Consider the following 26,088-nt stretch of genomic DNA (forward strand, 5'->3'; position numbering starts at 1 on the left):
AGTATAGTGAAGCTGAGATCATCCAAAATAGATTTTGAGATCGGTACAAACCCGTGGTTGCCGATCGTCCCCCGTCTGGGATTCCGGCTAGGCCATGCTTGACGAAGGCCCGCGTGGATTGGGGCTGTGCGCGCGGCATGGCATGCCGATGTGTGCCAAAAACGACAGTCGGTGTTTTCCCCTAAGAGCTCATTTTTTTATTTTCTCGGCGTAGACCGACTCCTATAATCGACCATACACGAACTGCTGTTCCTTATATGGAACATAAAGGTCCAAGGAGAACGTGAGAAATGACCGAACCATGGCGCTGTGCCGGACATGCCGGTGACCTGTCCGAAGACTCCCCGCTCGAGTTCAAGCTCGACGGCACGGAGATCGGCATCTACAAGGTGGGCGACGAGATCTACGCGATGGAAAACGTCTGCCCCCACGCGTACGCGTTGCTGACGCAGGGCTTCGTCGACGGCGACACCGTCGAATGTCCGCTGCACGAAGCCGTGTTCCATATCCCGACCGGCAAGTGCCTGAAAGAGCCGGGCGGCCGCGACCTGAAGATGTACTCGGTACGTCTCGCAGGCGAAGAAATCCAGATCAAGGTGGAATGACATGCGAGAGATAGCCGTGAATTTCAATCCCTTCCTGAAGCCGTGGCTCGCGCCGCAACCGAACAACGTCGCAGGCAAGGGCGTGATCGAGAAGCCGGGCGAGAGCAGCAACATGGTCTGGCAGAACCGCAAGGCCGAGCCGACCCAGTACGAAAACGACTTTGGCGATGCGCTCGAGCGCGTTTTCGAAGCCGGCGCGACGGAACTGCAGGAGGTCGCCGACGGCTTGAACCGCGACGGTTTCCGCACCCCGGAGGGCACTCAGTGGAACGCCGAGCGCCTGGCCGCCGAATTCCGTCAGCTCGCCGACTAGGCGCGCTTTTCCGAACAGGTTTCATCGCATTCGTACTGGAGTCTCCTCATGACGTCCCCCACTACAACTGAAGGCACGGCTGATCCGGTCAAGTCGTATCTGGACCGCGGCCTGCGCAACTACTGGTATCCCGTCGCGCCGAGCTGGCAGGTCGGCAACGCGCCGATCGGCGTCACGCGTCTCGGCGACCAGATCGTGCTGTGGCGCGATAGCGAGGGCAAAGTCCACGCACTCGAAGACCGCTGCCCGCACCGCGGCGCGCGTCTGTCGCTCGGCTGGAACCTCGGCGATCGCGTCGCGTGCTGGTATCACGGCGTCGAAGTAAACGGCAGCGGCACCGTCATCAACGTGCCGGCCGTGTCGAGCTGTCCGCTCGAAGGCAAGACCTGCGTGAAGTCGTACCCGGCCGAAGAACACGCCGGCGCGATCTTCCTGTGGTTCGGGGACGACGCGCACCAAGAACCGGCGCCGCTAGTGCTGCCTGACGAACTCGTTGGCGAGGAATACGCAAGTTTCCTGTGCATGTCGAACTGGAAGTGCAATTACCAGTACGCGATCGACAACGTGATGGACCCGATGCACGGCGCCTATCTGCACGCGACGTCGCACTCGATGGCCGAAGGCGACAAGCAGGCCGAGATGCGCGTGCGCAAGACCGAAACCGGTCTGATCTTCGAGAAGATCGGCCAGCGCGACGTGAACTTCGACTGGGTCGAACTCGGTGACACCGGCGCGCTGTGGATGCGTCTCGCGATTCCGTACAAGAAGAAGTTCGGACCGGGCGGCAACTTCGGCATCATCGGCTTCGCGGTTCCGGTCGATGGCGACAACTGCCAGGTTTACTTCTGGCGCACCCGCAAGGTGCAGGGCTGGCAGCGCGACGCATGGCGCTTCCTGTATCGCAACCGCCTCGAAGGTCTGCACTGGGACGTGCTCGAGCAGGACCGCTACGTCCTCGAAAGCCTCGCCCCGAACGCGCGCGATCACGAGTTCCTCTATCAGCATGACGTCGGCATGACGCGTGTGCGCCGCATGCTGCGTCAACGCGCGCAGCAGGATCTCGCCGCGCTCGAAGCGCATCGCGCGGCCAACGCGACGCCCGCCGCCAACGAAGCCGGTCACAGCCATGCATAACGACGCACTCGCAGCGCTCAAGGGCCGGCGCGTCCTCGTGACGGGCGGCGCGCGCGGTCTCGGCGCGGCGTTCGTCCGTGCGCTCGTCGAAGCTGGTGCACAGGTCGTGTTCGGAGACGTGCTGCACGACGAAGGCCGCGCGCTCGCGGCATCGCTGCGCGAGCAGGGCCACGCGGCAACTTATCTGCCGCTCGACCTCGCCGATCCGGCCAGCGTCAAGCAGTTCGCGCAAGAGGGCGCGGCCCAGCTCGGCGGTCTCGACGCGCTGATCAACAACGCGGCGATCACGAACTCCGGCGGCAAGTTCGCGGACGAGCTGTCCGTTCAAACGTGGGACGCCGTGATGAACGTCAACGTACGCGGCACCTGGCTGATGAGCACCGCCGCGCTGCCGTATCTGCGCGAATCGGGCCGCGGCGCCGTCGTCAACATCGCGTCGGACACGGCGATGTGGGGCGCGCCGAAGCTGCTCGCGTATGTGGCGAGCAAGGGCGCCGTGATCTCGATGACCCGCTCGCTCGCGCGCGAATTCGGCGCGTACGGCGTGACCGTCAACGCGATCGCGCCGGGCTTGACCGAAGTGGAGGCAACCGCGTACGTGCCCGCCGAGCGTCATCAGTATTACCTGCAAGGCCGCGCGCTCGCGCGCGCACAAGTGCCCGACGATGTGACCGGGCCGGTGCTGTTTCTGTTGTCCGATGCCGCTCGCTTTGTGACCGGCCAGCTGCTGCCGGTCAACGGCGGCTTCGTGATGAATTGATCTTGTCGAATCGAAAGGAGAAAGAGATGGCGGACGCCGACAACGAACGCAAATCCTGGGACCAACCCGCGGACGCAAGCTTCCAGCAATGGCTGGACAGCCGCGTCGCACGCCTGGAGACGCGTCGCTACGACTGGGACGCGCTGAAGTTCCAGGCCGACTACGACCCGAAGTATCGCCGTGCGCAGATGCGCTATGTCGGTACCGGCGGTACCGGCGTCGCGAAGGACATGAACACGGTGCCCGCAGGCAACTTCACGTTCTCGACGATGGTGATCCCGGCCGGCAACATCGGCCCGAGCCATATTCATACGGATGTCGAAGAAATATTTTTCGTGCTGCGCGGCAAGATGAAAGTGATCTGCGAGCGTGACGGCGAGACGTGGGAAGCGGTGCTCGGCGAGCGTGACCTGATCTCGGTGCCACCCGGCGTGTACCGCACGGAAGTCAACATCGGCGAGGAAGACGCGCTGATGTGCGTGATGCTCGGTTCGCCGAAGCCGATCGCGCCGACGTATCCGCCGGATTCGCCGCTCGCGAAGATCAAGCGCGGCTAACGCGCTGCCACGCCGTCCACGTCGTTCCACTTCACCCGCGAAGGAAATCATGTCCGCAGTCCCGTCCGTCAACGCCGAACAGCTTGCCGCGCTCGAAGCGCGTCTCACACGCTATCCGGCGCAGCAAGGCAGCCTCGCCGTGCAACGCGTGCTCAGCTATCGCGAAGTCGATCGCGCTGGCCACGACGCGCTGCCGCTCGTGTTGCTGCACGGCATCGGTTCGGGCGCGGCTTCGTGGGTGGAGCAGTTCGACGCGCTCGGCGCGACGCGCCGTGTGCTGGCCTGGGACGCGCCGGGGTATGGCGCTTCCTCGCCGGTCGCGGCAGCTTCGCCAGTTGCGCAGGATTACGCAGTCGTACTGAAGGAATGGCTCGACGCGCTCGGCATCGAACGCTGCGTGCTGGTCGGGCACTCGCTCGGCGCGATCGTCGCCGGCGCGTTTGCCGCCGCGCATCCCCGCTATCTGGCGGGTCTGTTGCTGCTGTCGCCCGCGGGCGGCTACGGTGCGGCCGCGCCCGAGGTGCGCGACGCCAAACGCGATCAACGGCTCGCGATGCTGAACGAACTGGGGCCCCAGGGTCTCGCCAACACGCGCAGCGCAAACATGCTGTCCGTCCACGCGAGCGACGACGCACGCGCATGGGTCCGCTGGAACATGTCACGAGTGATGCCGCATGGCTACGCGCAGGCCACGCATCTGCTCGCCAACGCGGATCTCGCGGCCGACCTCGCGCGCTACGACGGTCGCGTGAACGTCGCGGTCGGCGCCGAAGACACGATCACGACGCCCGAGGCCTGCGAAAAGATCGCTCTGGCCGCGCGGACCCGCCTGCAGACCGTGCCGCGCGCGGGCCACGCCGGCTATATCGAAGCACCCGCCGCGTACACCACGATCATCGATACGTTCTGCCGCGCAAGCGACAGCCCATTGAGCCAAAGCGGAGCCAATCAATGACGCCCGACACTCTTGACGCCGACCGCGACCTCGCCGCCGACGGCAACGAAACGAGCAGCGATTCGGGCTACCGTGTGCCCGGTCTCGAACGCGGCTTGAAGATCCTGATGGAGTTCTCGCCGCGCGAGCCGGTGCTCGGCGCACCGGAGCTGTCGCGGCGCCTGAGCATTCCACGCACGACGGTGTTCCGTCTGCTGCAGACGCTCGAATTCCTCGGCTTTCTCGAACGCGCCGACAAGGACCGCAACTATCGCCTCGGCGTCGCGGTGCTGCGGCTCGGTTTCGAATATCTGAGCTCGCTCGAACTGACCGATCTCGGTCTGCCGATCATCGAAAAGCTGCGCGACGAGACCGGCCTCACGAGCCACATCGTGATTCGCGATGCACGCGACGTCGTGTTCGTCGCGAAGGCGCAAAGCCATGCGCCGATTTTCAGTTCGGTGAAGGTCAACGTCGGCACGCGCCTGCCCGCGCATGCGACGACCCATGGCCAGGTGCTGATGGGCGATCTGACGTTCGAGGAACTGAAGAAGCTCTATCCGGAGCCGGAACTCGAGCGCTTCACGACGCAGACGCCGGCCACGGTCGACGACCTGTACGAACGGATTCGCGACGACGCGCGGCGCGGCTTCGCGATCAGCGAGTCTTCGTTCGAGCGTGGCATTTCGGTGGTCAGCGCGCCGGTGCGTAACGACTCGCGCCGCATCGTCGCGGTGATCACGACGACGATTCCGCGCCGCGAGATCGATGCATCGCTGCTCGACGGCGGTCTCGTCGACAAGGTGCGCCGCGCGGCCGACGAGCTGTCGCAGCGGCTCAATTACCGGCCGAAGTCTGGGCCGAATAGCGGCAACAAGTACATGAAGGCACTGGGGCTCTGATGATCCAAATCGATTTGACCGGACAGGTAGCGGTGGTGACGGGCGGTTCGTCCGGCATCGGCCTCGCAACCGCCGAACTGTTTTTGCGCGCCGGCGCTTCCGTCGCGATCTGCGGCCGTGACAGCGAGCGGCTCGCCCAGGCGCAAGCCGCGCTCACGAAGAAGTATTCCGGCGCGCAACTGCTCGCGCAGCGCTGCGACGTGCTCGACGCCGACGAAGTCAACGCGTTCGCGCAGGCGGTGCAGCAGCGCTTCGGCCGCACCGACATGCTGATGAACAACGCGGGCCAGGGCCGCGTGTCGACCTTCGCCGATACGACCGACGAGGCCTGGCGCGAGGAACTCGACCTCAAGTACTTCGGCGTGATCCGCCCGACCCGCGCGTTCCTGCCGATGCTGCGCGACACGGCCGGCGCCGGCCGCAACGCGGCGATCGTCAACGTGAACTCGCTGCTCGCGCTACAGCCGGAGCCGCATATGGTGGCGACGTCGTCGGCGCGCGCGGGCCTGCTGAGCCTGACGAAGTCGCTCGCGGTCGAACTGGCGCCGCAGCGCGTGCGCGTCAATTCGATCCTGATCGGCATCGTCGAATCGGGTCAATGGCGCCGCCGTTATGCCACCCAGGCCGAGCTCGGACAGAGCTGGGAAGACTGGACCGGCGAACTCGCGCGCAAGAAAAACATCCCGCTCGGCCGCTTCGGCCGTCCCGAAGAAGCCGCACAGGCGCTCTTTTATCTGGCTACCCCGCTGTCGTCGTACACGACTGGCAGTCACATCGATGTTTCTGGAGGCGTTGCACGACATGTCTAACAAAACCACCGTTGGCGAACTGATCGCCGCCTTTCTCGAGCAATGCGGCGTTAAAACCGCCTTCGGCGTGATCTCGATCCACAACATGCCGATCCTCGACGCAATCAACACGCGCGGCAAGATCCGTTATGTCGGCGCGCGTGGCGAAGCCGGCGCGGTGAACATGGCTGACGGCCTCGCCCGCGTCTCCGGCGGCCTCGGCGTCGCTTTTACGAGCACCGGCACCGCCGCGGGCAACGCGGCGGGAGCGATGGTCGAAGCGCTGACGGCGGGCACGGCACTGCTGCACGTGACCGGCCAGATCGAAACCGATTATCTCGATCAGGACCTCGCGTACATCCACGAGGCACCGGATCAGCTGTCGATGCTGCAATCGATCTCGAAGGCCGCGTTCCGCGTGCGCTCGGTCGAAACCGCGTTGCCGACGATCCGCGAAGCCGTGCGCGTCGCGCAAGCCGCGCCGAGCGGCCCGGTCAGCGTCGAGATTCCGATCGACATCCAGGCCGCCGAAGTCGAATGGCCGAGCGATCTCGGCGCCCCGCACGTGAGTACGCTCACGCATTGCAAGGACCGCGTCGCGCAACTCGCGCAGCACCTGACGAAGGCGAAGCGCCCGCTGTTGTGGCTGGGCGGCGGCACGCGCCACGCGCGCGCGGCGGTCGAACGTCTGGTCGCGCTCGGCTTTGGCGTCGTGACCAGCGTGCAGGGTCGCGGCGTGCTGCCCGAAGATCACCCGGCCACGCTCGGCGCGTTCAACGTGCACCCGGCAGTCGAAAGCTTCTACAAGACCTGCGACGCGCTCGTCGTGGTCGGCTCGCGTCTGCGTGGCAATGAAACGCTGAAGTACAAGCTCGCGCTGCCGCAGCCGCTGTATCGCATCGACGCCGACGCGCTCGCCGACAACCGCGGCTATCGCAACGACATGTTCATCCACGGCGACGCCGCCGCGGTGCTCGACGAACTCGCGACGCTGCTCGAAGGCAAGCTGAAGATCGATCCGGCGTTCGCGCAAGACCTGGCCGCCGCGCGCGAAAGCGCGGTCGCCGACGTCAGCAAGGGTCTTGGGCCCTACAAGCGTCTCGTCGACGCGCTGCAGGAAGCCGTGGGCCGCGACTACAACTGGGTGCGCGACGTCACGATCTCGAACAGCACGTGGGGCAACCGCCTGCTGAAGATCTTCACGCCGCGCGCTGGCGTGCACGCGCTCGGCGGCGGCATCGGCCAGGGTATGCAAATGGGTATCGGCGCGGCGCTCGCGGGCAACGCTGCGAAAACTGTGGCCCTGTGCGGCGACGGTGGCCTGATGGTCAACGTCGGCGAACTCGCGACGGCCGTGCAGGAAAACGCCAACGTGATGATCGTGCTGATGAACGACCAGTGCTACGGCGTGATCCGCAACATTCAGGACGCGCAGTACGGCGGCCGCCGCTGCTACGTGCAACTGCATCAGCCGGATTTCGCGCAGTTCTGCGAAAGCCTGAAGCTCACGCACTACCGCATCAAGTCGCTCGACGACGCCGCCGCGATCATCCGCGAAGGCATGGCGAAGACGGGGCCGGTGCTGGTCGAAGTGGACATGCTGTCGGTCGGATCGTTCGCGACCGCGTTCGCGGGCCCGCCGGTCAAGAAAGAGGAGCCGCAACATGCATGAGGCCGGCTACGCGGGACATCACGCGCCCATCGACATCGCGATGATCGGCTTCGGCGCGATCGGCCAGGCGGTGTACCGCTCGGTCGCCGCCGATCCGGCGGTGCGCGTGTCGCATGTGATCGTGCCTGAAAGTCATGTGGCGTCGGTGCGTGAAGTGGTGGGCGCGAGCGTCGACGTGGTGTCGTCGGTGGCGGCGCTGAGCACGAAGCCGCAGTTCGCGCTCGAATGCGCGGGCCACAGCGCGCTCGTCGCTCACGTCGTGCCGTTGCTGAAGGCGGGCACCGATTGTGCGGTCGCGTCGATCGGCGCGCTGTCCGATGTCGGGCTGCTCGATGCGCTCGCGGCCGCGGCCGATCAAGGCGACGCGACGGTCACGCTGCTGTCGGGCGCGATCGGCGGTGTCGACGCGATCTCGGCGGCGCGCTTCGGCGGTCTCGACGAAGTGCTGTACACGGGCCGCAAGCCGCCGGTCGGCTGGCTCGGCACGCCGGCCGAAGCGGTTTGCGATCTGGCCACGCTCGCCGAAGAGAAAGTGATTTTCGAGGGCAGCGCGCGCGAAGCCGCGCGGCTCTATCCGAAGAACGCGAACGTCGCCGCGACGATCGCGCTCGCGGGCCTCGGCCTCGACAACACGGCAGTGCGATTGATCGCCGATCCGAACGTGACGCGCAACGTGCATCGCATCGTCGCGCGGGGCGCGTTCGGCGAGATGGCGCTCGAAATGAGCGGCAAGCCGCTGCCGGACAACCCGAAGACGTCCGCGCTGACCGCCTATAGCGCGATCCGCGCACTGCGCAATCGCGCGGCGCGCTGCGTGATCTAAGACCCGTTAAGCCCCTGGCTTGAAAGAACCGGAACGACCGACATGACTCACTTCGATACCAGCCTCGTGCCCAACGGCGATATTTTCATCGGCGGCGAATGGCGGCAGGGGCGCGGCAACCCGTACAAAAGCCTGTATCCGGCGGATCAGTCGGTCAACATGGAAATCTCGACGGCCAGCGCCGACGACGCGCGCGAAGCCATCGAAGCCGCCGACGCGGCGTGGCGCAAGTCCAACTGGTCGGGTCTGAAGCCGCATCAACGCGCATTGATCCTGTATCGCATCGCCGATCTGATCATGGCGCGCCACGAAGCGCTCGCGAATCTGCAGCGCCGCGACAACGGCAAGCCGATCGGCGAGACGCGCGTGCTGGTCGCGAGCGCGGCGAACACGTTCCGCTATTTCGCGGCCTGCCTCGAAACGCTCGATGAAGACGTCACGCCGTCACGCGGCGACTATCTGACGATGAGCATCTACGAGCCGATCGGTGTGGTCGCGGCGATCACGCCGTGGAATTCGCCGATCGCGTCCGACGCGCAGAAGCTCGCGCCGGCGCTCGCGGGCGGCAATGCGGTGGTGCTGAAGCCCGCCGAAGTCACGCCGCTGGTGTCGCTCGCGCTCGCGCGCATCTGCGAGGAAGCGGGCGTGCCGAAGGGTGTGGTCAGCGTGCTGCCGGGCAAGGGCTCGGTGATCGGCGACGTGCTGGTGCGCCATCCGCTCGTGAAGAAGGTGTCGTTTACGGGCGGCACCGAAGTGGGCCGCGGCATCGCGCGCATCGCGGCGGACAAGCTGATGCCGGTGTCGCTCGAACTCGGCGGCAAGTCGCCGACCATCGTGTTCGACGACGCCGATCTCGATCATGCGGTGAACGGCGTGCTGTACGGCATTTTCAGCTCGTCGGGCGAAGCGTGCATCGCGGGTTCGCGCCTGTTCGTGCAGCGCTCGATCTACGACACGTTCATGCAGCGTCTGGTCGAAGGCGCGCGCAAGCTGCGCGTCGGCGATCCGTCGCGCGAGAACACGCAGATGGGTCCGCTGATCACGCAGGCGCATCGCGAGACGATCGAACGCTATGTCGCGCTCGGTCTAGAAGAGGGTGGGTGTCTGCTGTGCGGCGGCGAACGTCCGGTCGGCGATAACCGTGAAGCCGGCACCTACTTCCAGCCGACCATTCTCGAAGGCCTGACCAACGACGCGCGCATCTGCCAGGAAGAAATCTTCGGCCCGGTGCTCGTCGCGATGCCGTTCGACGACGAAGCGTCGCTGCTGAAGGAAGCGAACGACAGCGTGTTCGGCCTCGCCGCCGGCATCTGGACGCGCGACTACAAGCGTGCCTACCGGATCGCGCGCGGGCTCGAAGCCGGCACCATCTGGATCAACACCTACAAGCTGTTCTCGATCTCGACGCCGTTCAGCGGCTGGAAGGAGAGCGGCATGGGACGCGAAAAAGGCCGTGTCGGCATTCGCGAATACATGCAACAGAAGAGCCTCTACTGGGGCTTGAACGACGCGCCGTTGGCGTGGGCGAACTGAAGCGGGACGAAGAGGCACGTTATGACGATTCTCGGCATTGAACAGATTATTTACGGCGTGACGGATCTCGCCACCTGTCGGCAATTTTTCGCGGACTGGGGCATGAAAGAGACCGCCCACGACGAAACCCACGCGCGCTTCGAAACGCTGAACGGCTGCACGGTGCTCGTCGTCGAGGCGAACGATGCGTCGCTGCCGCCCGCGTTCGAAGAAGGCCCGACCTTGCGCGAAGTGACGTGGGGCGTCGCGACGAAGGCGGAGCTCGACGCGCTGCGTGGCCGCTTCGCCGGCCAGCCGGGCCACTTCGAAAACGACGAGGCGGTTGGCTGCATCGACCCGAACGGCCTGGCGGTGCGCGTCGAAGTCACGCGTAAGTGGGCGGTCGACGTGCACGGTTCGCCGTCGAACGTGTGGGGCCAGACGCTGCGCGTCGATCAGCCGTCGCCGGTCTATGAGCGCGCGGAGCCGGTCGAAGTGGGCCACGTCGTGTTCTTCACGAACAGGCTCGCCGAGCAGGAAAAGTTTTATCACGAGCTGCTCGGCTTCGAGACCTCGGACCGTTATCCGGGCCGCGGCGCGTTCATGCGCTGCGCGCCGCACGGCGGCCATCACGACCTGTTCCTGCTGGCCCTGCCGAACGGCAAACGCGGCCTGAACCACGTCGCGTTCACCGTGCGCGACATCCACGAAGTGTTCGGCGGCGGCATGCACATCAGCCGCTGCGGTTGGGAAACGCAACTCGGCCCGGGACGTCATCCGGTGTCGTCGGCGTACTTCTGGTACTTCAAGAATCCGGCCGGCGGCCTGATCGAGTACTACGCCGACGAAGATCAACTGACGCCCGATTGGCAGCCACGCGATTTCGAGCCGGGCCCGACCGTGTTCGCCGAATGGGCGATCGACGGCGGCATCGACGGCAACACGCGGCGCCAGAAAGACGCGAAGGCGCCGGAAGGCAAGTTCATGACGGAGCGCAAGAATGACTGACGTTGCCGCCGAAAAGGCCCAGACCGCGCATGCGGGGCTCGAGGCGCCGCGCACGATCGTCGTGATCGGCGGCGGCCAGGCGGCCGGCTGGGTCGTGAAGACATTGCGCCGGGAAGGCTTCGACGGCCGCCTCGTGATGATCGCCGACGAAGTGCATCTGCCGTACGAGCGTCCGCCGCTGTCGAAGGCCGTGCTGGCCGGCGACGCGGACATCGACACGGTGCGGCTCGTGAAGCCCGACGATTTCGACGCCTTGAACGTCGAGGCATGGCAACCGGATCGCGCGACGTCGATCGATCGCGAGCAGCGCATCGTACGCACGAAGTCGGGCCGCGAAGTGCGGTACGACCGCCTCGTGATCTCGACCGGCGGCGCGGCTCGCCGTCTGCCCGACGCGCTCGTGAAGACCTCGCATATCGCCTATCTGCGCACGCTCGACGAAGCGGTCGCGCTCGGCGAACGGCTGCGCTCAAGCAAGCGCGTGCTCGTGATCGGCGGCGGCTGGATCGGTCTCGAAGTCGCGGCGACCGCGCGCAAGCTAGGCGTCGAGGCGTGCGTGGTGGAAGGCGCGCCGCGTCTGTGCGTGCGCTCGCTGCCGCCGCTGGTGTCCGATTTCCTGCTGGAGCTGCATCGCGCGAACGGCGTGGACGTGCGTCTGAACGCGGCGTTGGTCAAGCTCGAAGATCATCCGAACGACGCGAACCGGCTGCGCGCGACATTTAAGGACGGCTCGACGCTCGACGCCGATTTCGCGGTGGCCGGCATCGGTCTCGCACCGCATACGGCGATTGCACAAGCGGCGGGCGTGAAGGTCGAGGATGGCATCGTCGTCGATCACTTCGGCGCCACCGACGACCCGCGCATCTTCGCGTGCGGCGACGTCGCGAATCATCCGAGCGCGTGGCTGAAGCGCCGCGTGCGGCTCGAATCGTGGGCCAACGCGCAGAACCAGGCGATCTCCACGGCGAAGGCCTTGCTCGGCACGTTCGAGCCGTACGCGGATATTCCGTGGTTCTGGTCCGATCAGTACGACGTGAACCTGCAGATTCTCGGCGACATTCCGGCCAACGCGGAACTCGCGGTGCGCGGTGATTTGCCCGGCAAACGCGCAACGCTGTTCTATCTGGAAGACAACACGATTCGTGGCGTGATCGCGATCAACACCCCGCGTGAGCTGAAGCTTTCGCGCAAGTGGATGAACCAGGGCCGGACCATCGACCTTGTCACCCTGACTGACGCCTCCACGGCGCTTGCCTAATCATTTCTACGGACGGCACCTCGGCATGAGAACCATCGAAAACACAACAGGAGACCGCAGCAGCGCCGGTGTTTCAGGCGCTGTGACGCAAGGATCGATCATCGCGCGTCTGGAGCGCTTGCCGAGGAACCGGATGCAGGTGCGTGCGCGCATACTGATCGGTCTCGCGACGTTCTTCGACGGCTTCGACGTCATCGCGATCGCGGCGACGCTGCCCTTGCTGATCGCGAAATGGAATCTGACGCCGTGGGACGTCGGCTTCCTGCTTGGCTCGGGCTCCGTGGGACAACTGATCGGCGCGTTCCTGTTTCCGTGGTACGCGGAACGCGGCGGACGCGTGAAGGCGATCGCGCTGAGCTCGGGCATTATCGGCATCACCAGTATCGCGTGCGGCTTTGCGCCGACCTTCGCGGTGTTCGTCGCGCTGCGTATCGTCCAGGGCCTGGGCCTCGGCGGTGAGTTGCCGGTGGCTGCGACCTATATCAACGAGATCAGCCGCGCGCACGGCCGCGGACGCTTCGTTCTGCTGTACGAAATCGTGTTCCCGATCGGGCTGCTCGCGTCGAGCGCGCTCGGTGCCTGGATCGTGCCGCGCTTCGGCTGGCAGGCGATGTACTTCATCGGCGGCATGCCGTTGATCCTGTTCTTCGTGCTGCGCAAGCTCGTGCCGGAATCGCCGCGCTGGCTCGCCGTGCGCGACCGGATGGCCGAAGCCGATTCCGCCGTGCTCGCGTTCGAACGTACCGCCAAGGTGCCGCTGCCGCCGGTCGCGCAGGCGTCGGAGTTCGACGAGATGATCAATCGCCATCCGAAGCGCCGCGTCGCGGACCTGTTCGGCCCGGCCTATCTGAAGCGCACGCTCGCCGTGGCGATGCTGTGGGTCACCTGCGGCTTCATCCAGTATGGTCTGTCGACCTGGCTGCCGACAATCTACCGCACGATCTATCACGCGCCGCTGCAACTCGCGCTGAACCTGGCGGTCGCGGCGTCGGTGCTCGGCGTGCTCGGATCGCTGGCCTGCGCGTTGCTGGTCGACAAGGTGGGACGCAAGCCGATCATCAGCATCTCGTTCGTGCTGTGCGCGTTGTCGCTGGCCATGGCGGGCGTGTTTCACGGCTCGTCGGTGTATGTGGTCGCAACCTGCTGCGCGCTCGCGCTCGGCTTTCTCGCCAGCGGCTTCATCACGGCCTATGTGTACACGCCGGAGCTGTACCCGACCAGTATCCGCGCGATGGGCTGCGGTGTCGGCGGCGCGTGGCTGAAAGTGGCGGCGATCTTCGCGCCGGCGATCGTGTCGAAGACGATGATCGGCGGCAACCTGGAAGTGGCGTTCTATATCCTCGCCGCCGTGCCGTTCATCGCGGCGGTCGCGGTGCACTTCCTCGGTATCGAAACCAAGGGCAAGGTGCTGGAGCAGCTCGAGGCTTGACCGGGACTGCGTGATGACCGCTTGAGCAGTAAAACGAAAGGCGCACCGGGTGGTGCGCCTTTCGCCGTTGATAGGCCTCTCTGATGAAGCGCTGTGCGTTAGAGCGCTTTGCGATAAACCACGAAGCCGCCCTTATCCGCGACCTTGTCATAGAGCTGCATCGCGGTGTGATTCGTCTCATGCGTCTGCCAGTAGACGCGTTGCGCACCGTCGGCTTTTGCGCGCGCATAGACGGCCTCGATCAGCGCTCGGCCGACACCCTTGCCGCGCTCGCTATCGAGCGTGTACAGGTCCTGCAGATAGCAGATCGGCCCCGCCATCGTCGTATGACGGTGATAGAGAAAATGCACGATGCCCTGCAATTGCCCGGCGCGTTCCGCGACGAATGCATACATCGGCTCGTAGCCATCGAAAAAGCGATTCCACGTGATTTGCGTGATCTCGCGCGGCAACGCGGTCTCGCCCGAGCGGCCATAAAACGCGTTGTAGGCGTCCCATAGCGGGAGCCATGCATCGAAATCGTCACGGGTGACGGCGCGAATCTGCAGCGGGGCGGACATGTGGACGGTTCCTTCGGAAAGCTGTGGAACCGCCAGCATAAAAAATTTGCGACGCGATTGTTAGCTCCACCATGCTCGCAAAATCTGGAGCCACGACGCGTGCGACAGCGCGATGAGCCGATGCATCACCGCATGCCGCGAGTCAGTGCTCGCGATGTTGCTTGTGACGCAGCTCGTTGCGGACCTTCTTCGCGGCGAACAGCGGCACGTAGTCGAACACGCGCGCCTCGTTCCGGAATTCGGCGAGCGTATCGGCGTACATGCGCGACACCGTTTCTGCCGGCGTGTCGGTTTCCTCGGCGATGCTTCGGACCACTTCGTCTACATTCGGCTCAGGCTGGGACATGGTCTCTCTCCGGGTAGGACGGCAGGCTGGATGGACGGTACGCGGACGGCAGGAGTCCATTACAGGATGCGAATCGCGAGCGCGCCAATTGAATCGACCTATCGTTCGACTGATTTCACAGAGATTTTTTTCTTGCGCTGCGGCAAGCACCCACGCGGTGAGGCCGTGCGGAAAATCAACCGGCTGCGCGGTGGTGAATACCCGGCAAACGCACAGGGCTAAGCGACCGCCGTCTCTACCTCTGCACTTTCTGCGCTACATGCGCGATCCGGTCGCGCACGACGCCGATCGCCTGCTTCAGCGCGTAAACGTCCTGAAAGTAGCGGTACGGAATTCGGATCTGACTAGCGTTCGCGTCGATGCTTTCAATCTCCTCACTCCATTGCGCGATCTGCGCGCGAGACGGCTCGGCGTTCTTCCACACTTCGTCCTCGAGCGCCTTGATCGCGCGGTACCACACGATCAGGCGTTTCTTCATACGCGCTTCGAGCATGCGCGGCAGCGCCTGCGCGAGGCCGATCAGCAGCGCGAGGAACGGCACCAGAATCAGCAGCCGCCGTTCGATCAGACTCGCGAGCCAGAACGGCAGGTAGCGATACAGAAACGGCCGGCCCGATTTGAAGTACCGCACGCTTTCGTCGGAGATCGGGAATTCTTCGGTGTTCAGGTTGGGGAACGTGCCGAGCGGCGTGAAGTAGTCCTCGCCGCCGTGCACCGTGCGCGCCGCGTCGAGCAGCAGATAGACGAGCGCCGGATGCAGCGTGTCCTTCGACACGAGCAGCGCCGTCGCCGCGAGCAGCGTGACGTCGCGGCGCGGCAGATCGTCGGCGACGCTCGTCGAGGCACGCGGCAAGATGATCTTCGACAGCGACGGGAATTTTTGCGCCAGTGCATCGGCCTGCGCGAAGCTCATCAGCTTCAGGTTGCTGGTGAGCAGCGTGTGCTGCATGTCGGCGTCGGGCCGGCCAATGAAGAACGCCGCGTCGACCTGACCGCTTTCGAGCCCCTGGTATGCGGCGTTCGCGTCCATCTGCAGCAGCGTCGAGTTCTGACTCGTGACGCCGCTATAGCCGAGCAGCACCTGCGAGACGTTGAGCAACCCGCTGCCTGGCACGCCCATCGAAATGCGCTTGCCGCGCAGTTGCGACAGCCGGTCGATCGTCGCATCGCCGCGATAGAACACCCAGATCGGCTCGTACGACACGGCGGCGATGGTTTCCAGATTGTCGGTGTCATTCGGACTGGTCGTGCCCGACTGGATGAAGCCGACCTGATAGGCGCTGTTCGGGTCCGCGAGCCGCTGGTAGTTTTCGACCGAGCCTGACGAGCTACGGATGTCGAGCTTGACGCCTTCGCGCTTGAGCAGCGGCGCGTAGCGATCGGCGAAGCCGCGATAGATGCCGCCGTCCGCACCGGTGGTGATGACGATCGTGCGCTGGAACGCGGGCTCGAGCACGAGCGCGAGCATCCAGCCGAATGCGGCGATGAGCACGATCGCGCCGACGATCAGAAGACGCCGGCGCCGCCGCGTCATCGGGGTTCTCGGGCTGCGGTACAGCGCGGGGTCTGGTCTCGGCATCGTTACCCGGTTTGGTCAGGTCCGGCCTTGGTGACTAATGGGATGGAGGCGGTCTCTATTTCCTCAACTTTACGATATCAGGGGGTTTTATTGGATAGTCAGTGATGTGCATTGAAAAGGTCTGGCTGACACTGTCATCGGGGCACAGGTCGGTTGGCCCTGATGTCGAAGATTCCGGTAACTACGCCGTTGCTGCCGCCTTGGGCATTTTGAACGATGTATTCCTGCTTGACCCTGGCAAAAGAGAGGCGAACCTGTTCGTGTTGTGCGGTCATCTCTACGCCCGTGATGAATACATCGTTCATTGTGAGCCTGAGGAAATCGAGGGGGCTGCCACCCGCCCTGCGCATGGTAAGAACCGCTTTCGAAACGTGGGTGCCGGTCAGGCAATAGGACATCAGGCTCGGACTCGCCCGGTCCACGTTGTGGAAGAACACGAGGTCGTCGACCGAGGCTTTGCTGACGCCGCTTCCTGGTCCGGACATCATGGAGAGCCGCTGTGCCATCTTCCATGTCCAGTTGATCACCTCGATTTCGTCCGGGTGTGTCGCGTCCTGCGACTCGCCCGTAATCCCGTCGATTTTTATGAAAACGTCATTTGACATCAAGGCGACACCTCTTTCTAACAAAAAGCACGGACCCGCCCCACGAGAGCCCCCAGCATAGTAGGAAACTGACTGCGAGCAGCAGCGTAACCACCACGTCCTCTTCGCCCTCCACACCGACGGCGCCAACGAGCTTGAAGAGGGGGCGAAGCATTTCTAACGTGGATTCGCTGCCCACCCAGCGCGCAAGCGGGTCGATCGTCGACAACGCAATGCAGACTGGGACAGTCAGCACGAAGGCCGTAAAAATCCGCAGGGCAGTTTTCATTGCACAAGTACCGTACCGTAGTACTGCAGTGTGGTGCCGGGTATCTTCCGGGTTGGGTGCGACAGCAAGAACGAGCGTAAGCGATCGAACTGGGACTGGTCCGTGACCGTGATGCATCCCTCACTTTCTCCCCAGCGACCAGTCGGATGCAGGCGGAAGTTGCCTCGCTTCACGCCATTGATAAATGTCCAATCGTCAATCACGCCGTCGTTTCGATAAAGCGCGAACCAGGTCGAATGATCGACATCGGACCATGCGTCCTTGACAAGGTCATACAGCCATCCCAGATGACCGCCACTCTGTCGGTCTACGATGTAGTACAGGCCTTGCGGAAGCGGACCGCTTTCGGCGACCGCTGTATCTGCGGGGTTGTTGACATGGGCTGGTTTGCCCGAAAAAGCAGACATGTTGCCAAAGCCTTTGCAGGTCAATACAGAGATGAGTCGACGGTTAAGCGTGAAATAGCACTCTGCGGGCATGGTTTACATATCGAAAAGGCGTTCACTCCGTGGTGGCCACGGAAGCGAGAAGACGGGTGGCTCAAGGTAACGTTCGTGACACCGTCAGCTTCGGCGAAGACGGAACCATGCTCAATCAGACGACTCGGAAAGCGAGGCAAAATTGGGCCGATGTGCTGCTCGCTCTTTTGATGACATCACGAATGCGCACGATCGCTGTGCTGCACTACGCCCCCGCCCCCACCTCACCCCCCAACTCCCGCGCAATAAACTCGACAAACGCGCGAATACGATTCGACATCTGATGCCGCGGCGAATACACCGCGAAGATATCCGCATTCGGTGTGTCGTGATCGGGTAGCAACTGGACGAGCGATCCTTCCGTCAGATACTGCCGGATGTCCCATTCCGCGCGCATCAGGATGCCGTGTCCTTCGAGCGCCCATTTGACGGCGATCTCGCCGTCGTTGGTGGTCAGCGTGCCCTTGATCCGCACCGCCTCGGTCTTGCGCGCGGCGCCGCGTCCCGAGGTCAGCCGCCACACGCCGTACGCTTCGTCGCCCTGACGAATGCCGATGCAGTTGTGGCGCGTCAGATCGTGCGCCGTGAGCGGCATGCCGTGCGCCGCGAGATACGACGGCGCCGCGCACAGCAGACGCCGGTTCGGCGCAAGCCGGCGCGCGACCACGCGCGTATCGGGCGGCTCGCCGAAGCGGATGCAGACGTCGAAGCTGTCGTCGGTAAGCGGCGGGGGCGTGACCGACAACTGCAGTTGAACGGACACCTGCGGATACCGCGCGACGAAGCGCGAGATCGCCGGCCCGACATGGCTGCGCCCGAAGCCGAGCGTCGCGTTCACGCGCAGCAAGCCCTTCGGTGTCTTCTTCGCCGAGCCGAGCAGTTCGGCCAGTTCGTCGATCTCGTCGAGAATCCGCCGCGCGCGGTCGAGGTATAGCTCGCCTTCGGGCGTCAGCATCATGCGGCGCGTCGTGCGGTTCACGAGCGCGACGCCCGCGCGCTGCTCCATCTGCGTGAGGCGCTTGCTGACGGCCGCCGCGGTCAGCCCCAGTTCGCGTGCGGCCGCGCTGAGGCTGCCGCTCGCGGCGAGCGTCGAGAAAAAGCCCAGATCGGCTGGCTGGACGGTGTCGCGCATCGTCTTTTCCGCGCCTTCGCATTTGTGAATGCAAGTTAAAGATGCTTTGAGTTTAGCACCGGTTTTTACCCGTGGGATCGCGCTAGAGTCCACTCACGCCATTCACCAAGCACAGGACGCAGACATGAAGACCTATCGCATCGCAACCATCCCCGGCGACGGCATCGGCAAGGAGGTCGTGCCGGCCGGCGCGCAGGTGCTCGAGGCGCTCGCGAAGACCACGCGCGCCTTCACGTTCGAGTTCGAGAACTTCGACTGGGGCGGCGACTACTACCGCCAGCACGGCGTGATGATGCCGGCCAATGGGCTCGACGCGATCCGCAACAAAGATGCGATCCTGTTCGGCTCGGCGGGCGACAAGGACATTCCCGATCACATCACGCTGTGGGGTCTGCGACTGAAAATCTGCCAGGGCTTCGACCAATACGCGAACGTGCGCCCGACGCGCATTCTGCCCGGCATCGACGCACCGCTGAAGTACTGCAAGCCCGAGGATCTGAACTGGGTGATCGTCCGCGAAAATTCGGAGGGTGAATATTCGGGCGTCGGCGGCCGCGTGCATCAGGGCCATCCGATCGAAGCCGCGACCGACGTGTCGATCATGACGCGCGCCGGCGTCGAGCGCATCATGCGCTTCGCGTTCCGCCTCGCGCAGTCGCGTCCGCGCAAGCTGTTGACCGTGATCACGAAGAGCAACGCGCAGCGTCATGCGATGGTGATGTGGGACGAGATCGCGCTCGAAATCTCGAAGGAGTTTCCGGACGTCACGTGGGACAAGGAACTCGTCGACGCGGCGACAGCGCGCATGGTCAACCGTCCCGCGACGCTCGACACGATCGTCGCCACCAATCTGCACGCCGATATTCTCAGCGACCTCGCGGCCGCGCTCGCCGGCAGCCTCGGCATCGCGCCGACCGGCAACATCGATCCGGAACGCCGCTATCCGTCGATGTTCGAGCCGATCCACGGCTCCGCGTTCGACATCATGGGCAAGGGGCTCGCGAATCCGGTCGGCACGTTCTGGTCGGTCGTGATGCTGCTCGAACATCTCGGCGAATTCGACGCGGCCAGGCGCGTGATGCAGGCCGTCGAAGCGGTGACCGCGAACAACGCGTTGCATACACGCGACCTCGGCGGCACGGCCACGACCGCGCAGGTGACGGCGGCCGTGTGCGCGTTCATCGAGCAGGCGGCGACGCCCGCGGCGAACGCGGCTTGAGCGCCGGCTTCGCGCGAACTGAACCGGACTGAGCGGAACCGCGCGCAAATCAGGCGCGCGGTCTGCGCCCCGGCCACGACGTGGCCGGCACACAACCTTGACTCGATTAGCTCGGCCCAACGTCGGCCGGCGCGAGGTTCGCGCGCGGTCAATAGCCGCGCGCCGCAGGAGGAGACAATGACTTCGGAACTCGAAAGCCGGGTGTCCCGCAAGCTGATGCTGCGGATCATCCCGTTCGTCATGATGTTGTACTTCGTGAGCTTTCTCGATCGCGTGAATGTGGGTTTTGCCGCGTTGTCGATGAACAAGGCGATCGGTCTTTCGCCGACCGCGTTCGGCCTCGGCGGCGGGCTCTTTTTCATCGGCTATTTTCTGTTCGAAGTGCCGTCGAACCTGATCCTGCACAAGGTCGGCGCGCGGCGCTGGATTGCTCGCGTGATGGTGTCGTGGGGGCTCGTGTCGCTCGCGTCGGCGTTCGTCGTCGGGCCGACCAGTTTCTACGCGCTGCGCTTCATTCTCGGCGTCGCGGAAGCGGGCTTCTTTCCCGGCATCATCCTGTATCTGAGCCTGTGGTTTCCGGCGCGGCAGCGTGCGGTCGCGGCGGCATGGTTCATGGCCGCCGCGCCGATCTCGACTGCGATCGGCTCGCCGATTTCCGGCGCGATCATGAAACTGCCGCCGATCGCCGGACTCGTCGACTGGCAAATGCTCTACATACTCGAAGCATTGCCCGCGATCATCCTCGGCTTCTGCGTGCTCAGGTATCTGACCGACAAGCCCGCGCAAGCCGAGTGGCTGCAGCCCGAAGAGCGCGACTGGCTGATCGCGAGGCTGAAGCTCGAAGCCGACGCGCGGCACGCGCATGCGGGCCACACGGCCGGCGCGCTCAGCGCGTTGCGCGATCCGCGCGTGCTCGCGCTCGCGCTGATCTACTTCGGCACCTCGGCGGGACTTTATACGCTCGGCTTGTGGGCCCCGCTGATCATCCGCCAATACGGTTTCGGCACGTTCGAAACCGGGCTGCTCGCCGGCGTGCCGAGCGTGCTCGCAGTGATCGCGATGGTGCTATGGGCGAAGCACTCGGATCGCACCGACGAGCGGACGTGGCACGTCGTGATTCCGTGTGCGCTTGCGTGCGTCGGCTTCGTGTTCGCCGGTAATGCGACCACCGCATTGATGATCGTGCTTGCGCTCGTCGTCGTGAACGTCGGAATCAGCGCCGCGAAGGCGCCGCTGTGGGCGATGCCGAGCATGTTCCTGTCGGGCGCCGGAGCGGCGGCGGGCATTGCCATGATCAACTCGATCGGCAATCTCGGCGGCTTCGTCGGGCCGTTTGCGATCGGCTGGCTCAAGCACGTGACGGGCGGCTATACGGCAGGGCTTTATGTGGTCGGGGCGACGTTGGCGGTGTCGGCGGTCGTGACGCTGATGTTGAGCCGGCAGACGAAGTCTGCACCTGCCGCGGTGGGCGAACGGCACGGGCATTCGAACGCGCGCAGATAGCAGAGCTTGCGCGTCAGGTCCAGCAGGTAATGGGGCCGACGCTCGAGGTCTAATACACGCTAGCGATAATCCGCCGCGCCTTTGTCCGACATTACCGGTCTCCCGGCCTATACTGAACCGTGCGGCGCACCATTCGCGCTGCTGACTCACAAAGTCACCTCTGTGCGGATTTCCGCGCGAACGCTTTGCGCGTGTCCGCCGACACCTCGCTGCAAATCCAGCCCGGTGCAGCAACTCTCAATGCGAATGTCGGTCTCCGGCGTGCCACCTCCGCGCGCTGATCGAACACCGACGCCAGCCCGCCACCTTTTCGAAGGACGATTGGTCCTAACCGGCCTATCGTCCGTCCTCCGCTCGTTGCATGAGCAGGAATGGCTACGCATGGCTTACGCATGCCTGTATCTGTCAGATCGCTGTAAATGATGTTTTCTCTTAACTTAGGATGTCGAAAGACGGTGCGTACCTGCGCACCTCATTTGATTACAAGGAGACGAACATGAATAGCCAGCGTTTAAGCATGTTGTCGGCAACGGCTATTGCCCTTCTTTCGCTCAATGGTGCGGCTCACGCCGGCAGCGCATGTTCAGCCTCTCTGCTGAACGGCGCATACGGTTTCAGTGCCGTGGGGCAGGTCATCGGACTGATCGACTCAGCGGGGGTGCATCAATTTGTGACCCAATTGGCGCTTAACAATGTCTCCCTGGTGACGTTCGACGGTTCCAAACATTTCACGCGAATTGACGTCGGCACGATCAATGGTGCGCCGAAGAACGGAGTGACCAGTTTCACCGGGGCCCAGAGTGGCGCCTACACCGTGAACCCCGATTGCACCGGAACGATGACTATCAAATACGACAGCGGGGTGGTGCTAGGCCTTGAAATAGTTGTGACCGATGATGCCAGATTGATCAAGGCCATCATCATCAGCGAGACGGTGCCGTCAGTCGGCCCGACCGTCGATGCCGTGAACTGTACTACGACTTCTTGTAGCGAAGCAGTGCAGGTCAGCCTTGAGGGGCGCAAGGTAGAGGCCTTCGGCTTCCGTCATTAGTCTGCGGGAGGGGCGTGACGTCTCACTCGGTGTCGGCAGACACGTGCAGAAGGAGGCTCCAGCGCAAGCTTCGAACGATGATCCGCTACGGCGTCTTCGATTCGCCGCCCACCACCGGCGGCAGCGTCGATCAAACCGCGGGCAATGCGCTCGCGCTGCAGGTCGCGCAGCAATCGTCGGTCTTGCTGAAGAACGCGGTGGCGAGCGGCGATTCGCAACCGGTGCTGCCACTGAACGCGGCGGGGCTGTCGTCGATCGTGGTGATCGGCGCTCACGCGGATGCGGGCGTGCTGTCGGGCGGCGGCTCGGGCGCGGTGCCGGCGGCCGCGGGCAACGCGGTGTCCGGTTGCGTGTCGCCGTCGCCGCTGTTGAGCACCTGCGCGACGTGGTACAAGTCGGCACCGCTGGCCGCGATCCAGGCGAAGGCGCCGAGCGCGAGCGTGACCTTCGTCGACGGCACGAACGCGGCGGCAGCGGCGACCGCCGCCGCGAAGGCGGACGTGGCGATCGTGTTCGCGACGCAATGGGAAAGCGAGGGCGCGGATCTGCCGAGCCTGAGCCTGCCGAGCAATACGACTGACAGCTATAACCAGAGCTACGATCAGAACGCGCTGATCAGCGCGGTCGCCGCGCAAGCGAAGCGCGTGATCGTCGTGCTCGAGAACGGCAGCCCGGTCCTGATGCCGTGGCTATCCAACGTGCACGGCGTGCTCGAAGCGTGGTATCCGGGCGTGCAGGGCGGTCAGGCGATTGCCGATCTGCTGTTCGGCGCCGTGAACCCGTCCGGCAAATTGCCGATCACGTTCCCGATGCAGGACGCGGATCTTCCGCAACCGACGATCTCGGCCACCGATACCACCGTTTCCTACAGCGAAGGACTCTTCATGGGTTATCGCTGGTATGACGGCAAGCAGATCGCGCCGCTGTTCCCGTTCGGTTATGGGCTGTCCTACACGAGCTACAGCTACTCGGGCCTCAACGCGCAAGTGGATGCGAGTGGCAACGTGAAGGTGACCTTTACCGTCAAGAATACGGGCTCGCGCGCAGGCGCGGAAATCGCCGAAGTTTATGCCGCGTTGCCGAGCGGTCTGGGCGAACCGCCGAAGCGTCTGGTCGGCTGGCAAAAGGTCGCGCTGCAGGCGGGGCAGTCGCAGCAGGTCAGCGTATCGATTGCGCCGAAGCTGCTGTCGACGTGGGACGCGACCAACCACGTTTGGAAGCTCAACGGCGGCGTCTATCAGATGATCGCGGGGGCTTCTTCGCGCGATCCGAATGCGTTGACGGCGTCGGTGACGATCGCGGGGCATTGAGCGCTGAGGTTTTGAACTGGAAAGCCGGGTAGCCGGGTAGCGGGGTACGGGGTCGAGCGCCGTATCCCGCCGGCACGCGTTCGGCATGTCAGTCGCCGGGCAGACGATAAGCGAACTCGTACGAATGCGCGCCGTCGACGATGTCGATCCTGAACTCGCCTTCAATGCCGCTCAGCTCGCCCGTGCCTGAATCCGGCACGACCGTCACCGCCAGCGCCGCTGCGCCGCGATTCATCACGCCGATATGCTGCAGCACGAACGTGCCCTGCTTGCCCGCCAGCGTGCCAGTGACCTGTTCGAGCGCGACATAGCCGGCCGAGCCTTTGACGTTCGTCATCGCGCTCAGCATTTGCCCTTGGGTGGTCGCGGCGAGATCGCCGGAGATCTGCTTGTCGATCGACATGCGGCCGAGCTTCGATTCGGCCTCCGCGTTTTCAAACGGCATCGGTTGAAGGGAGACGATGAAGGTGCCTTTTGCGACGTGGTGAGTCATCGGGATTTCCTCCGAGCTTGAACGGGCGACGGCGAAGCGGCGAAACGAACCGTGACGCTTCCGAACCGTAGCACACGTCGCTGTCAGGGCGCTGCACGCGCAGTGCCGTCGCTCGTGCCGAACGCGTCCGCGAACTCGCGCTTCAACCACGCGAGCGCCGGGTCCTGGTCGTGCGCCGCGGCCCACATCAGCGAAACCTCGTAGCCCGGCACCTCGAATGGCAGCGGACTCAGCGCGAGACCGAGCGTATCGCGCCAGACGCGGCCGATGAACTCCGGCACCGTCGCGATCGCCGCCGTGCGTTGCACGATGAACGGACTGGTCGCGAAGTTCGAGCTCGAAAACACGACGTCGCGCTTCAGTCCCTGCATCTCGAGTCGTTCATCGATGAAGCCGCGCAGCTCGGCGCTGAACGAAGTCAGCACATGGCGGTGGCGCAGAAACTCGTCCATCGACAATTGTTTGCGGCGCGTTCTGACGAGCCGGGGGTTGTAGACGCTCACGAAGCGCCATGAAAACAGCGGCGTGAGTCGCTGCCACGGCACGCATTCGCGGAATACGCCGACCGCGAGTTCGATCGCGCCATCGTCGAGCATCGCGGCGGCGCGCGTCGAATCTGTGGAGCGCGCGATCAGCTTCACGCCGGGTGCGGTGTCGGCGAGGCGCGCGATGATCTCCGGCATCAGCAGCAGTTCGAGCGAATCGCTGAGGCCGATGCGGAACACCCGCTGCGCGCGGGCCGGATCGAAGACGGGCGGCTGCGTGAGCGCCTGATGCAGCGATTGCAGGAACGGCTCGATCTGCCGCGCGAGTTCGAGCGCGCGCGGCGTCGGCGTCATGCCTTGCGGCGTGCGCACGAACAACTCGTCGCCGAACGTTTCGCGCAAGCGCTTGAGCGCGCCGCTGACGGCCGGTTGCCCAAGAAACAGCCGCTGCGCGGCACGCGTGACGCTGCGCTCTTCCAGCAGCGCGCGGAAGGTCAGCAGCAGGTTCAGGTCGAAGCGCCGAAAATCATTTTCAATGATGTTGGCCATGACATTAAACGATTTGAGTGATGGGCTCGCACCGCGCATTCTACTGCCACGGGGTCTTCCGTTCACACTCAGGAGCAATGACATGGACTGGCAAAATCAGAAGGTCGTGGTGCTAGGTGGCTCGTCGGGCATTGGGCTCGCGCTGGTGAAGCGGCTCGTGACGGCTGGCGCGAGCGTCGTCGCGGTGGGGCGCGACCGCGCCAAACTGGACGATGCGCTGCTTGGCATCGGCGGACAGGTGACGAGCGAGGCGCTCGATTGCGCCGATCGCGCGGCGCTCGGACACTTCTTCGGCGGCCTCGGCCGGATCGATCATCTGGTCATGACGCTGTCGGGCGGCGAAGGCGCGGGGCCGTTTGCCGAACTGGATCTGGCCGCGCTGCGGCGTGGCTTCGAGGCCAAGTTCTGGCCGCAGCTCGAAGCCGCGCAGACCGCGCTACCCACGCTGCGTCGCGACGGCAGCCTGACGTTTCTGACCGCGATTTCGGCGCGCATCGCGAATCCGGGCACGGCGGGTCTGGGTGCGATCAACGGCGCGCTCGAAAGCATGATCGGCACGCTGGCGCGCGAGCTTGCGCCGCTGCGCGTGAACGCGGTGTCGCCGGGTGTGATCGATACGCCCTGGTGGGACAGATTTCCCGCGAGCGTGAAGAGTGAGCTGTTTCGGCAGCAGAGCGAAACGCTACCGGTGCGGCGCGTCGGGCAGGCCGACGATGTCGCGCACGCGCTGCAGTTTCTGCTGGAGAACACGTTTATGACGGGGGCGGTGATCGAGTGTGATGGCGGCTTGCGGCTACTGTGAAGTACGGGCGCG

General features: G+C 64.4%; 27 protein-coding genes and 1 pseudogene. 19 read left to right on the top strand and 9 right to left on the bottom strand.

The genetic code is table 11. The features are described from left to right. Positions 1-290: 290 nt before the first annotated feature. From HDG34_RS03585 to HDG34_RS03650, 14 genes are read left to right on the top strand one after another with little or no spacing between them, the layout of a single operon-like run. Positions 291-605, top strand: a complete 315-nt coding sequence (locus HDG34_RS03585) for a non-heme iron oxygenase ferredoxin subunit (RefSeq protein ID WP_090808057.1) — start codon at positions 291-293, stop codon at positions 603-605. 1 nt (position 606) lies between these two features. Then, positions 607-918: a recombinase-like helix-turn-helix domain-containing protein gene (locus HDG34_RS03590; protein WP_184057764.1), complete on the top strand. Its 312-nt coding sequence runs from the start codon at positions 607-609 to the stop codon at positions 916-918. 48 nt (positions 919-966) lie between these two features. Next, positions 967-2,052 carry an aromatic ring-hydroxylating dioxygenase subunit alpha gene (locus HDG34_RS03595; protein ID WP_184057766.1) on the top strand — a complete coding sequence of 362 codons (1,086 nt, stop codon included), beginning with the start codon at positions 967-969 and terminating at the stop codon, positions 2,050-2,052. Next, the gene (locus HDG34_RS03600) at positions 2,045-2,812 is read left to right on the top strand and encodes an SDR family oxidoreductase (RefSeq protein WP_184057768.1); all 768 of its coding nucleotides are present in this window, start codon (positions 2,045-2,047) and stop codon (positions 2,810-2,812) included. The genes HDG34_RS03595 and HDG34_RS03600 overlap by 8 nt, the downstream gene beginning before the upstream one ends. Positions 2,813-2,838: 26 nt before the next feature. Continuing rightward, on the top strand, positions 2,839-3,369 hold the full coding sequence (locus HDG34_RS03605) for a cupin domain-containing protein (protein ID WP_184057770.1): 531 nt from the start codon (positions 2,839-2,841) through the stop codon (positions 3,367-3,369). Between the two features lie 49 nt (positions 3,370-3,418). Beyond that, positions 3,419-4,324, top strand: a complete 906-nt coding sequence (locus tag HDG34_RS03610) for an alpha/beta fold hydrolase (RefSeq protein ID WP_184057773.1) — start codon at positions 3,419-3,421, stop codon at positions 4,322-4,324. Then, entirely contained in the window at positions 4,321-5,205 is an 885-nt protein-coding gene (locus HDG34_RS03615) for an IclR family transcriptional regulator (protein ID WP_184057774.1), read from the top strand. Before HDG34_RS03610 ends, HDG34_RS03615 begins: the two co-directional genes overlap by 4 nt. After that, a complete protein-coding gene (locus tag HDG34_RS03620) occupies positions 5,205-6,014 on the top strand; it encodes an SDR family oxidoreductase (RefSeq protein WP_184057776.1) in 810 nt (269 codons plus the stop codon). The genes HDG34_RS03615 and HDG34_RS03620 overlap by 1 nt, the downstream gene beginning before the upstream one ends. Continuing rightward, positions 6,007-7,665 carry a thiamine pyrophosphate-binding protein gene (locus HDG34_RS03625; protein ID WP_184057778.1) on the top strand — a complete coding sequence of 553 codons (1,659 nt, stop codon included), beginning with the start codon at positions 6,007-6,009 and terminating at the stop codon, positions 7,663-7,665. The genes HDG34_RS03620 and HDG34_RS03625 overlap by 8 nt, the downstream gene beginning before the upstream one ends. Beyond that, the gene (locus HDG34_RS03630) at positions 7,658-8,488 is read left to right on the top strand and encodes an aspartate dehydrogenase (protein ID WP_184057780.1); all 831 of its coding nucleotides are present in this window, start codon (positions 7,658-7,660) and stop codon (positions 8,486-8,488) included. Before HDG34_RS03625 ends, HDG34_RS03630 begins: the two co-directional genes overlap by 8 nt. A 42-nt stretch (positions 8,489-8,530) precedes the next feature. Beyond that, positions 8,531-10,021, top strand: a complete 1,491-nt coding sequence (locus HDG34_RS03635; RefSeq protein ID WP_184057782.1) for an aldehyde dehydrogenase — start codon at positions 8,531-8,533, stop codon at positions 10,019-10,021. Positions 10,022-10,042: 21 nt separating this feature from the next. Then, complete coding sequence (locus tag HDG34_RS03640) at positions 10,043-11,008, top strand: VOC family protein (protein ID WP_184057784.1); 966 nt, start codon at positions 10,043-10,045, stop codon at positions 11,006-11,008. After that, positions 11,001-12,266 (top strand): NAD(P)/FAD-dependent oxidoreductase, encoded by a 1,266-nt coding sequence (locus HDG34_RS03645; RefSeq protein ID WP_184057786.1) that lies wholly within the window; start codon positions 11,001-11,003, stop codon positions 12,264-12,266. Before HDG34_RS03640 ends, HDG34_RS03645 begins: the two co-directional genes overlap by 8 nt. 25 nt (positions 12,267-12,291) lie before the next feature. Next, positions 12,292-13,695 carry an MFS transporter gene (locus HDG34_RS03650; RefSeq protein ID WP_184057788.1) on the top strand — a complete coding sequence of 468 codons (1,404 nt, stop codon included), beginning with the start codon at positions 12,292-12,294 and terminating at the stop codon, positions 13,693-13,695. Between the two features lie 98 nt (positions 13,696-13,793). Here the strand turns inward: HDG34_RS03650 and HDG34_RS03655 are convergent, their stop codons facing one another. The 7 genes from HDG34_RS03655 to HDG34_RS03685 form a co-directional block, all read right to left on the bottom strand. Next, a complete protein-coding gene (locus tag HDG34_RS03655) occupies positions 13,794-14,255 on the bottom strand; it encodes a GNAT family N-acetyltransferase (protein ID WP_184057790.1) in 462 nt (153 codons plus the stop codon). A 142-nt stretch (positions 14,256-14,397) separates the two neighbouring features. Next, positions 14,398-14,601 carry a DUF3562 domain-containing protein gene (locus HDG34_RS03660; RefSeq protein WP_184030727.1) on the bottom strand — a complete coding sequence of 68 codons (204 nt, stop codon included), beginning with the start codon at positions 14,599-14,601 and terminating at the stop codon, positions 14,398-14,400. A 235-nt stretch (positions 14,602-14,836) separates the two neighbouring features. Further along, positions 14,837-16,135 (bottom strand): TAXI family TRAP transporter solute-binding subunit, encoded by a 1,299-nt coding sequence (locus HDG34_RS03665; RefSeq protein WP_184057792.1) that lies wholly within the window; start codon positions 16,133-16,135, stop codon positions 14,837-14,839. 179 nt (positions 16,136-16,314) lie between these two features. Continuing rightward, the gene (locus tag HDG34_RS03670; RefSeq protein WP_184057793.1) at positions 16,315-16,785 is read right to left on the bottom strand and encodes a type VI secretion system tube protein Hcp; all 471 of its coding nucleotides are present in this window, start codon (positions 16,783-16,785) and stop codon (positions 16,315-16,317) included. Next, positions 16,775-17,053 carry a hypothetical protein gene (locus HDG34_RS03675; protein ID WP_184057796.1) on the bottom strand — a complete coding sequence of 93 codons (279 nt, stop codon included), beginning with the start codon at positions 17,051-17,053 and terminating at the stop codon, positions 16,775-16,777. Before HDG34_RS03675 ends, HDG34_RS03670 begins: the two co-directional genes overlap by 11 nt. Further along, positions 17,050-17,532, bottom strand: a complete 483-nt coding sequence (locus HDG34_RS03680; protein ID WP_184057798.1) for a DUF2778 domain-containing protein — start codon at positions 17,530-17,532, stop codon at positions 17,050-17,052. Before HDG34_RS03680 ends, HDG34_RS03675 begins: the two co-directional genes overlap by 4 nt. Before the next feature lie 205 nt (positions 17,533-17,737). After that, a complete protein-coding gene (locus tag HDG34_RS03685; RefSeq protein ID WP_184057800.1) occupies positions 17,738-18,664 on the bottom strand; it encodes a LysR substrate-binding domain-containing protein in 927 nt (308 codons plus the stop codon). Positions 18,665-18,788: 124 nt separating this feature from the next. Here HDG34_RS03685 and HDG34_RS03690 point away from each other — a divergent pair, with 124 nt between their 5' ends. The 4 genes and pseudogenes from HDG34_RS03690 to HDG34_RS03705 all read left to right on the top strand — a co-directional run. Then, the gene (locus HDG34_RS03690; protein WP_184057802.1) at positions 18,789-19,883 is read left to right on the top strand and encodes a tartrate dehydrogenase; all 1,095 of its coding nucleotides are present in this window, start codon (positions 18,789-18,791) and stop codon (positions 19,881-19,883) included. Between the two features lie 177 nt (positions 19,884-20,060). After that, entirely contained in the window at positions 20,061-21,386 is a 1,326-nt protein-coding gene (locus HDG34_RS03695) for an MFS transporter (protein ID WP_184057804.1), read from the top strand. Positions 21,387-21,882: 496 nt separating this feature from the next. Further along, on the top strand, positions 21,883-22,437 hold the full coding sequence (locus tag HDG34_RS03700) for a hypothetical protein (RefSeq protein ID WP_184057806.1): 555 nt from the start codon (positions 21,883-21,885) through the stop codon (positions 22,435-22,437). A 26-nt stretch (positions 22,438-22,463) separates the two neighbouring features. Next, positions 22,464-23,747: pseudogene (locus HDG34_RS03705) on the top strand (glycoside hydrolase family 3 C-terminal domain-containing protein); the annotation flags it as partial. An 88-nt stretch (positions 23,748-23,835) separates the two neighbouring features. Here HDG34_RS03705 and HDG34_RS03710 read toward each other — a convergent pair. Continuing rightward, on the bottom strand, positions 23,836-24,240 hold the full coding sequence (locus HDG34_RS03710; RefSeq protein WP_090808016.1) for a DUF3224 domain-containing protein: 405 nt from the start codon (positions 24,238-24,240) through the stop codon (positions 23,836-23,838). An 83-nt stretch (positions 24,241-24,323) separates the two neighbouring features. Beyond that, positions 24,324-25,274, bottom strand: coding sequence for a LysR family transcriptional regulator (locus HDG34_RS03715; protein WP_184057808.1), 951 nt, complete (start codon positions 25,272-25,274; stop codon positions 24,324-24,326). Positions 25,275-25,356: 82 nt separating this feature from the next. Between HDG34_RS03715 and HDG34_RS03720 the strand changes: the two genes are divergently transcribed. Next, positions 25,357-26,076: an SDR family oxidoreductase gene (locus HDG34_RS03720; protein ID WP_184057810.1), complete on the top strand. Its 720-nt coding sequence runs from the start codon at positions 25,357-25,359 to the stop codon at positions 26,074-26,076. Positions 26,077-26,088: the final 12 nt, after the last annotated feature.

The organism is Paraburkholderia sp. HC6.4b (assembly GCF_014200875.1).
Lineage (GTDB): Bacteria > Pseudomonadota > Gammaproteobacteria > Burkholderiales > Burkholderiaceae > Paraburkholderia > Paraburkholderia tuberum.

Bases quoted from the DNA above. Each gene is read 5' to 3' on its own strand.
- HDG34_RS03585 (WP_090808057.1), top strand. From the start codon at position 291: ATGACCGAACCATGGCGCTGTGCCGGACATGCCGGTGACCTGTCCGAA.
- HDG34_RS03590 (WP_184057764.1), top strand. From the start codon at position 607: ATGCGAGAGATAGCCGTGAATTTCAATCCCTTCCTGAAGCCGTGGCTC.
- HDG34_RS03595 (WP_184057766.1), top strand. From the start codon at position 967: ATGACGTCCCCCACTACAACTGAAGGCACGGCTGATCCGGTCAAGTCG.
- HDG34_RS03600 (WP_184057768.1), top strand. From the start codon at position 2,045: ATGCATAACGACGCACTCGCAGCGCTCAAGGGCCGGCGCGTCCTCGTG.
- HDG34_RS03605 (WP_184057770.1), top strand. From the start codon at position 2,839: ATGGCGGACGCCGACAACGAACGCAAATCCTGGGACCAACCCGCGGAC.
- HDG34_RS03610 (WP_184057773.1), top strand. From the start codon at position 3,419: ATGTCCGCAGTCCCGTCCGTCAACGCCGAACAGCTTGCCGCGCTCGAA.
- HDG34_RS03615 (WP_184057774.1), top strand. From the start codon at position 4,321: ATGACGCCCGACACTCTTGACGCCGACCGCGACCTCGCCGCCGACGGC.
- HDG34_RS03620 (WP_184057776.1), top strand. From the start codon at position 5,205: ATGATCCAAATCGATTTGACCGGACAGGTAGCGGTGGTGACGGGCGGT.
- HDG34_RS03625 (WP_184057778.1), top strand. From the start codon at position 6,007: ATGTCTAACAAAACCACCGTTGGCGAACTGATCGCCGCCTTTCTCGAG.
- HDG34_RS03630 (WP_184057780.1), top strand. From the start codon at position 7,658: ATGCATGAGGCCGGCTACGCGGGACATCACGCGCCCATCGACATCGCG.
- HDG34_RS03635 (WP_184057782.1), top strand. From the start codon at position 8,531: ATGACTCACTTCGATACCAGCCTCGTGCCCAACGGCGATATTTTCATC.
- HDG34_RS03640 (WP_184057784.1), top strand. From the start codon at position 10,043: ATGACGATTCTCGGCATTGAACAGATTATTTACGGCGTGACGGATCTC.
- HDG34_RS03645 (WP_184057786.1), top strand. From the start codon at position 11,001: ATGACTGACGTTGCCGCCGAAAAGGCCCAGACCGCGCATGCGGGGCTC.
- HDG34_RS03650 (WP_184057788.1), top strand. From the start codon at position 12,292: ATGAGAACCATCGAAAACACAACAGGAGACCGCAGCAGCGCCGGTGTT.
- HDG34_RS03655 (WP_184057790.1), bottom strand. From the start codon at position 14,255: ATGTCCGCCCCGCTGCAGATTCGCGCCGTCACCCGTGACGATTTCGAT.
- HDG34_RS03660 (WP_184030727.1), bottom strand. From the start codon at position 14,601: ATGTCCCAGCCTGAGCCGAATGTAGACGAAGTGGTCCGAAGCATCGCC.
- HDG34_RS03665 (WP_184057792.1), bottom strand. From the start codon at position 16,135: ATGACGCGGCGGCGCCGGCGTCTTCTGATCGTCGGCGCGATCGTGCTC.
- HDG34_RS03670 (WP_184057793.1), bottom strand. From the start codon at position 16,785: ATGTCAAATGACGTTTTCATAAAAATCGACGGGATTACGGGCGAGTCG.
- HDG34_RS03675 (WP_184057796.1), bottom strand. From the start codon at position 17,053: ATGAAAACTGCCCTGCGGATTTTTACGGCCTTCGTGCTGACTGTCCCA.
- HDG34_RS03680 (WP_184057798.1), bottom strand. From the start codon at position 17,532: ATGCCCGCAGAGTGCTATTTCACGCTTAACCGTCGACTCATCTCTGTA.
- HDG34_RS03685 (WP_184057800.1), bottom strand. From the start codon at position 18,664: ATGCGCGACACCGTCCAGCCAGCCGATCTGGGCTTTTTCTCGACGCTC.
- HDG34_RS03690 (WP_184057802.1), top strand. From the start codon at position 18,789: ATGAAGACCTATCGCATCGCAACCATCCCCGGCGACGGCATCGGCAAG.
- HDG34_RS03695 (WP_184057804.1), top strand. From the start codon at position 20,061: ATGACTTCGGAACTCGAAAGCCGGGTGTCCCGCAAGCTGATGCTGCGG.
- HDG34_RS03700 (WP_184057806.1), top strand. From the start codon at position 21,883: ATGAATAGCCAGCGTTTAAGCATGTTGTCGGCAACGGCTATTGCCCTT.
- HDG34_RS03710 (WP_090808016.1), bottom strand. From the start codon at position 24,240: ATGACTCACCACGTCGCAAAAGGCACCTTCATCGTCTCCCTTCAACCG.
- HDG34_RS03715 (WP_184057808.1), bottom strand. From the start codon at position 25,274: ATGGCCAACATCATTGAAAATGATTTTCGGCGCTTCGACCTGAACCTG.
- HDG34_RS03720 (WP_184057810.1), top strand. From the start codon at position 25,357: ATGGACTGGCAAAATCAGAAGGTCGTGGTGCTAGGTGGCTCGTCGGGC.